Here is a 13,523-nt window from a genome sequence, read left to right as displayed (position 1 = left end):
GTGCGGCGCAGCCCGTGTTCGGGCGAGCAGCGGGCATCTACAAAGATGCCGTAGCGGGATAGGGCTTTAATCTGTTTTTGATATGTGTGCGATGCGTTGCCGGGGCGGGGAGGGCCATGAAGCCGTGCGGGAAGAGTGCGTCGTGCTGGTTGACCGCGCGCAGCAGGAAGCCCGGGGCCACACCGAGTTCGGCCAGCGCTGCGGTCCACCCGCGCAGCAGCGCTACCGGGTCGGACTCCAGGTGCTGCCCGGCCTTGACCGGGACGTACTCGCCAAGCGCGTCCCGATCGGTCTTCGGCGCCCGGATCAAGATTTTCAAGCCCTGATCGGTCTCCTTGACATCCTCGATGCGCAGGTCCGTCCGACAGCTCGCAGCGCCGGGCGTAGAGGGCGCAGCCGAGCACCAGCATGAGCCGGTCGCGCTTGCTGGCCAGCGTCTCCGGATCGCACACCTCGATCATGCGGCGCAACTCATCGACGGTGGTCGGCGGCGACGTACGTGGCCGCGCCTCACACGGGATGAGCGGTGCGGCGGGCGTGCGCCTGCCGCACCGTGCGGGGTTAGCCGTTGTACTGGCTCGCGACGTCTAGGACCCACACGACCCCGAACCGGTCGTTGAGCATGCCGTACAGCGGCGCCCACTGCGCGGGCTCCAGCGGCTGCACGATAGTCGAGCCCTGCGCCAGCTTCTCCCAGAGCGCGGTGATCTCCTCGGCACTGTCGCCGCGCACGGAGACGAAGAAGGAGTTCTCGCCCTGGGCCCACGGACGCTGGGAGGGCACGTCGAAGGCCATGACGTGGAAGCCGTTGTCCGCGGCCACCTCGCCCCACATCAGCCACTCGGCCTCGTCCGGGTTCTGCAGGTTACCCGCGTCCTTGTAGGTGACGGCGGCGATGCGCCCGCCGAAGACGGAGTGGTAGAACTCGAGCGCCTCGCGGGCGTCGCCCCGGAAGTTCAGGTGGGTCGTAGACGTGACGGACATGATTGGCTCCTTGCGTTCGATGGCTCATGGGATCCGGTCGGAGCCCAAGGCGGTTGTCTGGCCGCCGCACATTCGCCGCCGCACATTCGCCGCCGCACATTCGCCGCCGCGCGGGCGACGATGGGCGGCGCGGCCGCGGTGATCGGGGGTGGGGCTTGCGTGTCGATCCCGTTGGCGACTCGGGGATCACACTCGCACGGGTAGAGGACAGGATGTGTCCTGTTTTCGAGGCAGAATGCGCCCTATGCAGAAAACCTCAGCGCGACTGCTCTCACTGCTGTCTCTGCTGCAGGTCCGTCGGGACTGGCCGGGTGATCAGCTGGCCGAGCGGTTGGATGTCACGTCGCGCACCGTGCGCCGGGACATCGGCCGTCTGCGGGAGCTCGGCTATCCGATCGTGGCCTTCAAGGGTCCCGACGGCGGATATCGGCTCGACGCCGGCTCGCAGTTGCCCCCGCTGCTGTTCGACGATGAACAGGCCGTCGCCCTCGCCGTCGCCCTGCAGATGGCGACCATCGCGGGGGCCGGCATCGAGGAGGCCGCGGCACGCGCGCTCACCACCGTCCGGCAGGTCATGCCCCCACGGTTGCGCCACCGGATAGACATACTGCGGGTCACGGCCCTCGCGCCGCCCGCCACCCGACCCGGACCGCAGGTCGACAGCAGCGTACTGACAGCGCTGAGCGCCGCCATTCACGCCGCCGAGGTCTTGCGTTTCGACTACGCCCCTACCTGCCAGCCCGAGCCGGACCAGGACCACTCCGCGCCGAACCTCCCGCGCCGGGCGCAACCTCATCACCTGGTGACCTGGGGCGGGCGCTGGTATCTCCTCGCCTGGGACCTCGACCGTGGGGACTGGCGCACTTTCCGTGCGGACCGCATTCGGCCGCGCACCCCCTCCGGCCCCCGATTCACCCGACGGGAACTGCCCGGAGGCGATGTGGCCGCCTTCGTCACCGGCAGATTCCGCGGCTCCGACGGACCGGGCGACTGGCCCTGCCGCGGTGAGGTGATCCTCAATCTGCCGGCCTCCGCCGTCGCACCCTTCATCCGCGACGGGTTGGTTGAGGCACTGGGCCCCGATCGCTGTCGGCTCACGCAGGGTTCGTGGTCATGGCTAGGGCTGGCCGCCGCCATCGGCCGCTTCGACGCCGACATCGAAGTCGTCGGACCGCTCGAACTCAAGGAAGCCTTCGCCCACCTCGCCCGCCGCTATGCGAAAGCCGCCGCCGATGGTTACACGGCACCGTGACATCGTGACGGCGCCGTCAGCCACGGGAGCCGGAGAGAGCATCCAGCTCACTGTGCTCCTCGTCGGATCCGGCAAGTCTCAGCAGCGGGGCGGCGAGGCCCGCGACCTTGAAACGGCCCAGGTCGCGGGCGGTGAGCGGGTGGCGGATCAGGTTGCGCGAGGGCAGGTGATCTGGGTCGACCAGGCTCAGCGTCCCGATGCCGTAGCTGGCCAGCGCGTCGGCTGCGGTGGCGCTGACGCTGCCGACCCCGACGACGGCCACCCGCGCCCCGCGCATGGCGTCGTGCCAGGCGGGGTGCACGCGGACTCCGGTCCGGTGCGGCTGGCCCGCGGCTGGGTCGACGCCCTGGCCGGGCATGAGATCACGGCGGGGCCGCTGCTGCGCGCGTGCGGGCGCGGCGGCCGCCTGAAGCGAGGTGGATGAACGTGTCGACTCCAGGGGTGTGAAGGCGGCGCTGGCACCGCCCTTGGTCGGCGAGGACCTTGAGGCTTCGAGTTCTTGACGGCACTCAGCCCGTTCTTCACCCTCCGATTCCCTGAGAGGGCGATAAGCGAGTCTTCTACCGTTCTGCACTCTGGTTTTGATCAGGGTTGCTGGTAGGCCGCGCCGTCTGGCAGGGCCGGGGCGGCGGCTGTTTGAGCTCAAGGTCGGCAGCCGTCGCGCGGATGGTCTCGGCCGTGATCTGCAGGGCTTCGCGTTCGGCCTCCACCTCGCGCGGACTTCGGCGAGATCCCGGCAGCTTGGCCTCCGTGCCCGATCACATATTCACCAGGTTTGACCTGTTCGCCTGGACCGGTATGCCCAGGCTCGGTCGCCCAGGCTCGGTCGCGGGATGATGGCCGGGACCGCGGGTTTCGCTGTCGCCTCGGGTCGAGGATCGAGCCGCATGATGGCCAGCGGCGCCCGCTGTGCGGTCGGTGCGCTCCGCTTGAGTGGGACGATGGCCGACCCGAGGATCGTGGCTTCGGCCAGGTAGTCGGCGTGTTGATCGAACAGCGGGCATTCGCGTTCGCTGTAGTGCAGTGTCATGTCCTGGACGACGGCTCCCCGGCCACCGCGGTCCTGGACTGCGGCCTGCAGCGCTGTGCGTGCGCCGTGCCGAGCGTCATTGACCAGCTGTGTGTACCCCGCGACTTCCCGGTTGCCGGCGGCGCCCAGGCCGCGGCGTGTCTGGCGAAACATGCTGTCGTCGAAGTGGCGGGAGGCGAGGGCGATGCCGAAGACCAGTGCGACCGGCATCCAGTCGGCGCGAAGCAGCTTCGCGAGATCCGGCCCGCAGACGTGGGTGGTGAACGGCGCGCCAGGGCGGGTGTGCGAGCGGGCCCGTACCGCTGTCCCCTCGACGGTGAACTCCATGGTGTCCGAGAGGAATTTCGTGGAGCTCATCCGCACCCCGATGATCCCGTCGCCGCCGAGCGCCTGACACTCCGCCACCGCGCGCTCGAGCGCGACTTTGCGCGCTGCGGAGAGTCGCTCGAGCAGGTCGTTGTACAGGCTGGTGGTGAGACAAGGGCCACCGGTAAGGGAGCCGAGATACAGCACGGTCGTGCCGAAGACCTGGCCGACGGGATCGAAGCGGGCGATGGACGCCGCCGCGAATTCGCCCACCGGGCCTGAGAAGCTCCAGCTGCGCGTGCGATGCAGCCGGTCCAGCCGCGTGGACTGCGGGTCCGGCTCTACCGGCTCGCTTACGTGATTCCCCGCCGCGTCCACAGCGGCACGGTAGCACCCGGATTCGAGCCGAACACGCAATCCACCGGCCCGGCCGCTCGGCGACGTCGCCGACGCGACGGTGCGCGTGTTCACGGCCAAGGGATTCCGGCCGGCGGGCGTCTCCGACGTGGCCACGGAGCTCGGCCTGAGCCACGGCGCCGTCTACACCTACGCGGACAGCAAGCAGGCGCTGCTCTACCTCGCACTGCTGCGCGCGCTGGACCCGGACGCCGTCGACGGACTCGAAGCCCCGGTCGCCACGCCGCAGCCGGACGAGATCGTGGACGTGGTGCGCAAGTGGGCGGCGCGGGACGGCGGCGTCAACGCGCTGGCCGACGTGCTGGACCGACCGAAGCAGGTTCCTGAGACTCCGGTGAGGTGGAGCTGCAGGCGATCGTCGATCAGCTCTACGGCTTCATAGAGAGCCACCGCACCGTGTTGCGACTGGTCGAGCGCTGCTCGGCCGAGTTGCCCGAGCTCGCGCAGTGGTACTTCGTCGAGTCGCGTCGCGGGGTCCACACGCGCCTCGGCGAGTTCCTGACCGCGCGCATCGAGGCGGGGGTGCTGCCGCCGGTGCCGGACGTGCCGGTCGCGGCCCGCTTCATCGCCGAAACGATCGCCTGGTTCGCCATGCACCGGCACGGCGACCCCGATTCGGCGATGCTCACCGACGAGGACTGCCGCCGCACCGTGCGCCATCTGGTGCCGGCCGCGTTCCTGCCGGCCGGCTGAACGCATCATCCGGGGGAACAAGATGTCTGAGACCACGGAGTTGAAAGAGGACGGCCCCGCGCAGCACGGCCCGGCCGCGCTTGGCGAGCGAGTGCCGGTGGCGTGGCGGCGGGTGGCCGCGGTGACGGCGATCGCGGTCCTCGTCCACGCGGCCGTGCTCACCCGCTACGGCTGGTTCGGCGACGAATTCTACTACGTGATCTGCGGGCGGCATCCGGCCTGGGGCTACGCGGACCAGCCGCCGCTGACCCCGTTGCTGGCCCGGCTGGCGGCGGCGATCCCGCTGGATGACGGCCTGCCGGCGCTGCGCGCGCTGGCGGTCGCCTGCCAGGCCGGCTGCATCGTGCTGACGGCCGTGCTCACCGCCGAACTCGGCGGTCGGCGGCGTGCGCAGCTCATCGCCGCCGGGGCGATCGCTGCGTGCCCGGTGTTCGTCGGCGCTTCACTGCTGTTCGGCACGACCGTGACGGACCAGTTGTTCTGGGTCGCGGTGCTCGTACTCGTCGCGCGGGCGCTGCGGGTCGGGACCACGCGCGCATGGCTGCTCGCGGGCCTGGTGGCCGGGTTGGGGCTGGAGAACAAGTCGACGCTCGCCGTGCTGCTGGCCGGGATCGGCGTCGGTCTCGCGCTGTTGCGCCGTGCGGTGCTGCGCACGCGCGGGCCGTGGCTGGCCGCCGTGCTGGCCGCGCTGATCGAGGTGCCGAACCTGCTCTGGGACGCGCAGCACCGGTGGGTGAACCTGAGCATGACCCGTTCGCTGGCCCACAAGAGCGGCGGCCCGCTCGGCTCACTGCTCGTCCAGCTACCGGAGCTGGCGATCGCGGGCGCGGGGATTTTGCTGATCGCCCTGTGGATCCTCGGCATCCGCCATCTGAACGGCGCCGAGCAGCGCGCGCACCGCTGGATCCTATCGGCCGCCGTGGTGGCGGTCGTGCTGTTCACGGTCTCCGGAGGCAAGGCGTACTACCCGGCGCCGGCGCTCACCGGCCTGTTCGCGGCGGGCGCCGTGCGCGTCGAACGATCGGACTCATCACGCGGACGGCGGGCCTGGCCGACGCTGATCGTGATATCCGCGACAACCAGCGTCCTGACCTTGCTTCCGGTACTGCCACCCCAGGCCGCCAACAAGATCCGCGCGCTCAACCCCGACGTGATGGACACCTACGGCTGGCCGCAGTTCGTGACCGAGGTCGCTCAGGCCACCAAGACAATCCCGCCGGGCGTCCCGATCTTCACCAGTTCCTACGAGGAGGCCGGCGCGCTCACCATCCTCGGCCCGGCACACGGCATCCACCGGGCGATCGCCAGCGGCCACAACAACTACTGGATCTGTGGCCGCCGCCGGGCAGCGACGCGACCGTGTTCACCACCGGCCTCAGCCTCGCCGGCCTGGACACGATGTGCGGGAAGGTCACCCAGATCGGGCAGTACACCCTCCCCGACGGCCTGCGCAACGACGAACTCGACCGCGGTATAGCGTTCGACCTCTGCCAGAATCCGCGCGAGGCCTGGGAGTCATTACAGCCTCCAGCCGCACCCCGAAGAGACCCCACGAGAGCCTCGATACAGCACTCTCTGCTGCACCACGTGCTGCACCGGGCACGAAAACGGCCGGTAACCGTAAACCTGTTACCGGCCTTGACCTGTGTCTTCAGCATCGGGCTGACAGGGTTTGAACCTGTGACCCCTTGACCACAAGTCAGGTGCCTTACATCTCCGTCCTTGTTTGCCCGCTTCTGGGCCCGGATATGCGCCCGCTATGCCCTGATTCGGGCTTGAGGCGCTCCCTCTGCTGCTGTACTACGTGCTGCACCTGCTGTGCCCGAGACTCTCGGATCATGGCGCGCGGAGGTTCTCGTGAGCCGGGCTCATCCGCCTGCCGCACGCGCACTCTTGTGTTGTCAACCAGTCCTAGCGAAGCCTCTGCGGGGCATATCAGGCCCACTCGACGGTGCTCTGGGAGGCGCTTGAATGGTCGGGGCGGGAGGGTGAAGAAGTCGATGCCGCGCGGTTGTACCGCGCGGAAGTGTCCGTCCATGCTCGCGATCTGGTGGATCTTCAGACGTTCTGCCACCGCGATCAGGGAGGCGTCTGCGGCGCCCAATGGGAAGTCGCGGAACTGGCCCATCGGCTCGACGATCCGGGCCAGGTCCTGCTCGTCCAGGGGCTGCTGGCGGAACACCCCGTCGCGGCTGGCCTGCATGAACGCGATCTCGGCGCCGGCGCCGGCGAACTTCTGCACCAGGCAGGCGACCTCCGCCACCACGTAGGGGGTGACCACTAACTCACCGTCGCGCTCGTCCAGCAGCGCGGGTCATGCGGGCGTGGTGCGCATCGCGCCGGTTCATCGCCGCGACCAGCACGTTCGCGTCAACGATCAGCACCGGTGGGCCCGTCGAACAGGTACTGGTCCAGGCGCTCGCTCAGGTCCGCAGGTCCGTCGAACCGGGGCAGGCGTGTCAGGCGCCCGACCGGGGCCACCTGCGGGTCCTCGACCAGGCGCAGCAGGGCCCGGCGGGCCTGGTCCGCCTTCTCCGGCCGCAGCCGTTCCACCGGATCGTGCAGCTCCGGATAGTGATCGTATGCGACGCTCATATCCCCAGGTTACCGCCCCGATCCCGGCGACGGCGCGAGACCGCGGGCCCGTATGACCCCGACCGTGACACGAGCCGGCGAATCATCGCGCCACGTACGCTGGGCCGCGGCGGCCAGCCACCATGCCACAGCAAGCCGTCGATCGAGCATGCCTCACGCCAACGTCGCGCGTGACTTCAATATCAGCCAGCCACTGGCTACCGCCAGTATCGATGAGTTGTCGGCAGGGGCAGGGGCCGTGACCGTGAGAAGCGCCTCTCGCTCACGCGGGATCATCCTGACGGTGGCGTTGTATCGCGCTCGGCTCCTTTGTTGCTCGGCGCCGCGGTCACCACCTTCGGCGACACTGCGGACCGCGGCGGTCCTCACCGGCGCAGTCGGCCCGAAGAGCACTTCGCGCACATGAATCGGTATACACGCGGTACGCCGCAGCTCACGGGCGTGGGCGGATGCGCCGATCCTGGTGAATAACAATTTCTTGATGATCGCAAGGGTCGCTGACGCGTGCGACCGCGTGTGTGGATGGTTGACGGCATGCGACGACGTGCATACGTTCTGTCTGGATGCAGTGGCCGCGAACCTGCACGACGCAGAGGAGGAGCTTTCGTCGGTCTACGGGTCCGCGCGATAGGTGACGACTTGAGACGAGCCGGCAGGGGGCCGGACGGCCGTCAGTCGAGAATTCTCAGGGCATTTCTGGCGACCGTGAATGTGATGCGAGGACCGGCGAACAGGCAGACGGACGAGTGTGATGGACGTTGCGCGCGTGTGGCCAGCTGATCCTGCGGACATATGGGTAGGACGGCAGCGGGAGCTCGCGGTGCTGGCAGCCGCCGTCGACTCGTTAGGCCGCGGCGAGGGTTCAGTCGTCTGGGTGGAGGGCGAGCCTGGCATCGGCAAGTCGGCCCTTGCGGCGGCCGGCGCGGCCGCAGCCGGCGAGGCTGGCTGGAACGTGTTCTGGGGCACCGCCGACCAGCTGTCGCAGCGACTTCCCCTGCGCGTGGTGCTGGATTGCCTTCGCGTCCGGCACAAATCCCCGGATCCGCGCTCTGCGGCGATTGCCGACTACCTGCGCAATCACCGGCCCGGGCTTCTCGCCGTCGACGATGTCGTATACGCCGCGTCGGAGATGGTGCAGGCGCTGGTGGACGAACTCTGCGCCACGTCCCCGACGTTGATCGTCATCGACGACCTGCAGTGGGCGGACGAGGCGTCGCTGACCGTCTGGCACCGGTTGACGCTCGAGGTCGGGCAGCTGCCGCTGCTGCTCATCGGCACGTGCCACCGTGATCCACGCCGATCCAGCGTGCAGGAACTGCGCGCCGCCGTACTGCGCCGCGGCGGCACGGTGATCGCGGTCGGGCCGCTCACCGACGCCGAAGTCGACGAGCTGGTGACGGGCATGGTCGGGGTCCCGCCGCAGGGGTCGATGGCTCCCTTGCTGGCCGGAGCGATGGGCAACCCGCTGTACCTGCGCGAGCTCGTCACCGCGCTGCGCCGGGACCGGCTGCTCGCAAACGGCTCGGCGCAGGCCGATACCCCCTCCGATGCGCTCACGGAAATCCCGCCGTCGCTGGTGGCCGCTTTGAGTGACCGCCTGAGCTTCATGCCTGCGGGGACGGTGGAGCTGCTGCGGGCCGCGACGCTCCTCGGCAGCGAGTTCGCGGTGACCGACCTGGCGGCGCTCCTGCGCCGCCCGGTTCTCGAGCTCGCCGACGAGGTGCGCGACGCGATGGCCGCCGGGATCCTCACCGAGGTCGACTCGCGCCTGGCCTTCCGCCTGCCTCTGGTCCGCCAGGTGCTCTACGACGGGATGCCCCTCGCGATGCGGGCGGCGTTGCACCTGGACGCGGCACAGACACTGGCCGCTTCGCACGCGGAGGCACTGGTGGTGGCCCAGCAACTCTCCGCGGCGGGCCGTTCCGGGGGCGACTGGGTCCGGCCCTGGCTGCTCGACGCTGCGCCGGCTTTGCTGGCGCGGGCGCCGGAACTCGCTGTGGAGCTCCTCCAGACCGAGGTCGACGAGGCGCGGGCGCACGACGGCGAATGGGCGGCCCTCACTGTGGCCCTCGCGCGGTCGCTGCTCGAGCTGGGCCGAAACGCCGAAGGCGTGAGGCGGGCACGCCAGGCGCTCGTCACGGCCGCCGAACCGGCAAGCCGGGCAGAGATCCACTGGCTGCTGGCCCGCAGCCTGTTCAGCACCGGAAACGACGACCAGGCTCTGGAGACCGTTGGCCGCGCGCTGAGCGGACAAGACCTGCCAGACGTGTGGCGCGCGAGGCTGTTGGCCTCGCAGGCGATGTTCCAGCGCGCCCACACCGGCGACCTCGACGCGGCCGACGCCGTCGCACACCAGGCGCTGCAGGCCGGCGAGGAGGCCGCGGACGCGTTCGCCACCGCATACGCCCTGCTGTCGCTGTGGATGACCAGCTCCATCCGGCGCGACCACCTCGCCGCGCTGGACCTCCTTGACCGGGCGTTGGACGCACTGGGCGCGGGTACAGGCAACGCGGATCTGCGGGCCTTCATCCTTGACGGCCGGATATTCACCATGCAGAACCTCGACCGGTGGCCCGATGCCGAGGCGACCTTGCTCGAGGCTCGGGCGTCGGCCCGGCGTCTCGATTCACGGGGCGTGACCCCGAGCATCACGGCGGCGGTGCTCATGTACTGGCTCGGACGCTGGGACGACGCGCTGGGCGAGGTGAGCCCGGTCAACGAGGAACTCGCCGAGGTGACGTACTGCGGGCTGCGCGAGCGGGGGCCGGCGCTGCTGTGGCACGGGGTTGCCGCGCTCATCGCCGCGCGCCGCGACGATCGCCGGGCGGCCGCGGACTCGCTCAGCGCGGGACTGGCCCTTCCGATGCTGACCGCTGCAGACCGGGAGAACAGCGACTTCCTCGTCGCGGCGCACGCGCTCGCCGCAGAGCAGGAGGGCGATCCGCATCGCGCCCTTTCGATCCTGTCGACGTTCCTGCACCGGCGGCCCGGGGAGATGACGCTCGTCCACCAGTGGCTGCCCGACATGGTCCGGCTCGCGCTGGCGGTCGGGGACCGCGCTACAGCGCAAGCTGCGTTGCGCATGTGCGAGGCGGAGGCCGCGGCCGAGCGCAAGCCGGCGAGGGCCGGCGCGGCCAGTAGCCGCTGTGCGGGATTGTTCAACCGGGATCCGGAGGCGCTGCGGTGCTCCGTCGAGCACTATCGGGCGGCCGGACCGGCGGTCGAACTCGCTGGCGCGCTCGAGGACCTCGCGGTAGTCCTCGCCGATCGCGGCAAGGTCGATGAGGCCAGGAGCCTGCTGAACGAGGCCGTCGACCTCTACGACGGCCTCGGCGCCGCCTGGGACATCGGCCGGGCCGAACGCCGGCTTCGCGCGCTCGGCATCAGGCGCGGCGTCCACGGGTTGCGGCCGCAGCGCGCCGCCTTGGGGTGGGAGGCGCTCACCCCCACCGAGCTCAAGGTCGCGCACCAGATCAGCCAGGGCATGTCCACGCCGAAGATCGCCGAGACGATGTTCCTGTCCCGGCGCACCGTGCAGACCCATATCTCGCACATCCTCATCAAGCTCAGCGTGCGCAGCCGCGTGGATATCGCGCGACAGGCGTTCCATCGGGAGACCGGCGGGGAGCTCCTGGAGGCGCAGTGAACCGCGCGGTGAGCCGTCGTTGCGCCGAGACGTCGTCTCCCGTCCTGACGGCGCGATCGTCAGGGCTCGCCGAACAGTGCGCTGCCGGGCGGCCGGGCGTCGGTGCCGAGGTAGTAGTCGAGCATCAAGGCGGCGCACTCGTCCTTGGAGATCCCGTCGTCGTGTACGGTGAAGTGCTGAATCGTCCGCGTCAGCACCTGCTCGGGTACACCGTGCACGCGCAGCACCCCGGCGATCTCGCGCAGGGAGAGCCAGCCGTCCGCATCGCCGTCGCAGAGTGCGAAGACCGCGTCGACCCACCGGCGGATGAGCGCGGCGACCTCCGCTTCGGCCGTGCCGCCGTAGTGGGCGGTGAATTGCGACTTGTGCATCTCGCCGTCGATTGCGTCCTGCGGACCCGGGACCCCGTGCCACCAGCTCAACACGGCGTTGCGCACCTGGGTTCCGATCGGAGACTCGAACGGCGTGCGGAATTGGGCACACATGTAGGAGGCGAATTCCTCCCAGTCTCCGAGGTTCGTGACCCCGTCGTGATCGATGTCGATGATGTCGAAGCCTTTCCCCAATCTCAGCTCGCGTGCGCTGACCGTGAAATAGGGCATGAGGGCACCTCTCACACGGGGTGACGCCGTTCGGGCGCCGCCCTGTTGTCGGTCATGACGTGACGCCGCGCGGGTCGCACGTCATGTGCTGCCGGTTGAAACCGAGGGTCGCTCGGAGTTCGGGCACGCATCTGCGGCAACCTTTCAATCACCGTGCGCTGCACCGGATCGAACGGGCCCGGCCGCTTCCGGGCCCTCGACCTGCCCGGTGAGCTTGAGTGCTTCTTCGAGGAGCCGTTCGACGATCTGGCTCTCGGGTACGGCGGCGACGACGTGGCCGCGCACGAAGATCTGGCCCTTACCGTTGCCGGACGAGACGCCGATATCGGCGTCCCGCGACTCGCCGGGGCCGTTGACGACGCAGCCCGTGACGGCGATGCGCAGCGGCTGCGGAAAGTCTTCGAAGGCGGCTTCGACGCGGGCGGCGAGTTTGTGGATGTCGACTTGGAGGCGTCCACAGCCGGGCAGGGGACGATTTCGAGCTTGCGCGGCCGAAGGCCGAACGAGGACAGGATGTGGCAGCCAGCCTTGACCTGCTCGGCGGGGGGTGCGGACAGCGAAACGCGGATGGTGTCGCCGATCCCCTCGGACAGCAGGACGCCCATGGCGACCGCGGACTTGATGGAACCCTGGAACACCGGTCCGGCCTCGGTGACGCCCAGGTGCAGAGGGTAGTCGCACGCGGCGGCGAGGAGTCGGTACGCGGCGATCACGGTCCGGGGGTCGTGGTGCTTGGCGGCGATCTTGATGTCGGTGAAGCCGTGCTCCTCGAACAGCGAGCACTCCCGCAGCGCGGATTCGGCCAGCGCTTCGGGGGGTGCGCCGCCCCCGACAGCTACTTTGCCGACGTGGACCTGCCGGGAGCGCCGCCGCGGCGTGAGCGGACTGACAGCCTCCGGGTCGGCCGTCGCGGCGGTGAGTCCGGGCAGGGAGGGGAGAGGAAGGTCGACGATCGTCACCACGTGCTCCTGACATAGGGGCCTGCCGGCGTGTACACGTGCGGCCGGTCTCGGGGGACGGCCGGTGGGCAGCCCCGGGGGTGCTCGAACCACAGGTATCCGGCAGTGGCAGCCAGGTCCGGCCCGGTGATCCCCGCCGCGGCCAGGATGTCGTCCCGTTGGCCCTGTTGGAGGAAGGCGTTGGGCAAGCCCAGGGAGTGTACGGGTGTTGTGACGCCTGCCTTCATGCAGGACTGGTTGATGACGGCGCCGATGCCGCAGTCGCCGATGCCGTCCTCAACGCACACCGCGATGGTGTGGTACGTGGCAAGGCGGAGCAGGGCGGGGTTGACCGGGGCGACCCACCGGGGGTCGGCGACAGTCACGCCGATGCCGTGCTCCTCCAGCAGGTGCGCGGCCTCGAGCTCGGCTTCGGCGGTAGTGCTTACCATGTCCAGCATCAGGGCCCGGATTTCCGTCGCCAGTGCGGGCAACTGCTCAGCCGACACGGTGCGCAGGCCCACGGGCGTTTCGGCCGTCGCGAGCAGGCCGCCGGCGGGGGAGTGCGGTTGCTGGTCGGCGTCGGTGGTCACGTCCGTCATCGGCACCCCGGGGCGGGTTGCGGGCGCCCTGGTGTATTCGGCGGTCAGCGTCATGATGCGCGCACCTTCCTCGGGAGCGCGAAGTGCACGGTCTCGGTGGTCACGGAGCGTTCCGTCACAATGACCGGGCCCAGCGCCCGGATGGCGGCGACGACCTCCTCGACGATGGCCGGCAGCGCGGAGGCCCCGGCGGACACGGCGACGGTGGCGGCCGATTCCAGCCAGGCGGGGTCGATGTCGACACTGGAGTCGATGAGGTGCGCGGCGGTGCCGGCCCGCCGGGCGAGATCGGCCAGCAGCGCGGAGTTTGCGGAGTGCGAGGAGCCGACGACCAGCAGCAGGTCGGCCTCGGGCAGCAGGGCCCGCACGGCGTTCTGCCGGTTGGTGGTGGCATAGCAGATGTCCTCGGACGGGGGCTCCTGGATCAGTGGGAAGCGTTCGCGCAGCGCCTGGATGAC

Annotated in this window: 13 protein-coding genes and 2 pseudogenes; 5 read left to right on the top strand and 10 right to left on the bottom strand. The window is 69.8% G+C overall.

Annotation, left to right across the window (positions count from 1 at the left end; translation table 11 throughout):
* Window positions 1-37: 37 nt before the first annotated feature.
* Both VGZ32_RS08355 and VGZ32_RS08350 read right to left on the bottom strand, forming a co-directional pair.
* Window positions 38-319, bottom strand: a complete 282-nt coding sequence (locus VGZ32_RS08355) for a hypothetical protein (protein WP_326885298.1) — start codon at window positions 317-319, stop codon at window positions 38-40.
* Window positions 320-561: 242 nt separating this feature from the next.
* Window positions 562-984, bottom strand: coding sequence for a VOC family protein (locus tag VGZ32_RS08350; RefSeq protein ID WP_326885297.1), 423 nt, complete (start codon window positions 982-984; stop codon window positions 562-564).
* A gap of 244 nt (window positions 985-1,228) precedes the next feature.
* On the opposite strand from VGZ32_RS08350, the gene VGZ32_RS08345 reads away from it, so the two are divergent.
* Window positions 1,229-2,236, top strand: a complete 1,008-nt coding sequence (locus tag VGZ32_RS08345; RefSeq protein WP_326885296.1) for a helix-turn-helix transcriptional regulator — start codon at window positions 1,229-1,231, stop codon at window positions 2,234-2,236.
* A gap of 16 nt (window positions 2,237-2,252) precedes the next feature.
* Here VGZ32_RS08345 and VGZ32_RS08340 read toward each other — a convergent pair whose 3' ends face one another.
* Both VGZ32_RS08340 and VGZ32_RS08335 read right to left on the bottom strand, forming a co-directional pair.
* Entirely contained in the window at window positions 2,253-2,594 is a 342-nt protein-coding gene (locus VGZ32_RS08340; protein WP_326885295.1) for a ThiF family adenylyltransferase, read from the bottom strand.
* Window positions 2,595-3,002: 408 nt separating this feature from the next.
* On the bottom strand, window positions 3,003-3,950 hold the full coding sequence (locus VGZ32_RS08335) for a heavy metal-binding domain-containing protein (protein WP_326885294.1): 948 nt from the start codon (window positions 3,948-3,950) through the stop codon (window positions 3,003-3,005).
* A 79-nt stretch (window positions 3,951-4,029) separates the two neighbouring features.
* Here VGZ32_RS08335 and VGZ32_RS08330 point away from each other — a divergent pair, with 79 nt between their 5' ends.
* From VGZ32_RS08330 to VGZ32_RS08320, 3 genes are read left to right on the top strand one after another with little or no spacing between them, the layout of a single operon-like run.
* Window positions 4,030-4,371, top strand: a complete 342-nt coding sequence (locus VGZ32_RS08330; RefSeq protein ID WP_326885293.1) for a helix-turn-helix domain-containing protein — start codon at window positions 4,030-4,032, stop codon at window positions 4,369-4,371.
* Window positions 4,329-4,682: a TetR/AcrR family transcriptional regulator C-terminal domain-containing protein gene (locus VGZ32_RS08325; RefSeq protein WP_326885292.1), complete on the top strand. Its 354-nt coding sequence runs from the start codon at window positions 4,329-4,331 to the stop codon at window positions 4,680-4,682. Before VGZ32_RS08330 ends, VGZ32_RS08325 begins: the two co-directional genes overlap by 43 nt.
* Before the next feature lie 22 nt (window positions 4,683-4,704).
* A complete protein-coding gene (locus VGZ32_RS08320; protein ID WP_326885291.1) occupies window positions 4,705-6,159 on the top strand; it encodes a glycosyltransferase family 39 protein in 1,455 nt (484 codons plus the stop codon).
* A 231-nt stretch (window positions 6,160-6,390) separates the two neighbouring features.
* Here the strand turns inward: VGZ32_RS08320 and VGZ32_RS29020 are convergent, their stop codons facing one another.
* Window positions 6,391-6,924 (bottom strand): type II toxin-antitoxin system VapC family toxin, encoded by a 534-nt coding sequence (locus VGZ32_RS29020; protein ID WP_414642510.1) that lies wholly within the window; start codon window positions 6,922-6,924, stop codon window positions 6,391-6,393.
* A gap of 128 nt (window positions 6,925-7,052) precedes the next feature.
* Window positions 7,053-7,277, bottom strand: a complete 225-nt coding sequence (locus tag VGZ32_RS08310; protein WP_326885289.1) for a hypothetical protein — start codon at window positions 7,275-7,277, stop codon at window positions 7,053-7,055.
* Window positions 7,278-8,028: 751 nt separating this feature from the next.
* On the opposite strand from VGZ32_RS08310, the gene VGZ32_RS08305 reads away from it, so the two are divergent.
* Entirely contained in the window at window positions 8,029-10,923 is a 2,895-nt protein-coding gene (locus tag VGZ32_RS08305; protein ID WP_326885288.1) for a helix-turn-helix transcriptional regulator, read from the top strand.
* Window positions 10,924-10,982: 59 nt separating this feature from the next.
* Here VGZ32_RS08305 and VGZ32_RS08300 read toward each other — a convergent pair whose 3' ends face one another.
* The 4 genes and pseudogenes from VGZ32_RS08300 to VGZ32_RS08285 all read right to left on the bottom strand — a co-directional run.
* Window positions 10,983-11,525 carry a hypothetical protein gene (locus tag VGZ32_RS08300; protein WP_326885287.1) on the bottom strand — a complete coding sequence of 181 codons (543 nt, stop codon included), beginning with the start codon at window positions 11,523-11,525 and terminating at the stop codon, window positions 10,983-10,985.
* A gap of 144 nt (window positions 11,526-11,669) precedes the next feature.
* Window positions 11,670-12,436, bottom strand: a pseudogene (locus VGZ32_RS08295) (flavodoxin-dependent (E)-4-hydroxy-3-methylbut-2-enyl-diphosphate synthase); the annotation flags it as partial.
* Window positions 12,437-12,480: 44 nt separating this feature from the next.
* Window positions 12,481-13,119 carry a transketolase C-terminal domain-containing protein gene (locus VGZ32_RS08290; RefSeq protein WP_326885286.1) on the bottom strand — a complete coding sequence of 213 codons (639 nt, stop codon included), beginning with the start codon at window positions 13,117-13,119 and terminating at the stop codon, window positions 12,481-12,483.
* Window positions 13,116-13,523: pseudogene (locus VGZ32_RS08285) on the bottom strand (4-hydroxy-3-methylbut-2-enyl diphosphate reductase); the annotation flags it as partial. The gene VGZ32_RS08290 and the pseudogene VGZ32_RS08285, both read right to left, overlap by 4 nt.

Source organism: Actinocrinis sp., assembly GCF_035938995.1.
Lineage (GTDB): Bacteria > Actinomycetota > Actinomycetes > Streptomycetales > Catenulisporaceae > DASZGI01.
Note: the sequence above shows the minus strand (reverse complement) of the source record. Positions and strands in the feature narration are given on the sequence as shown.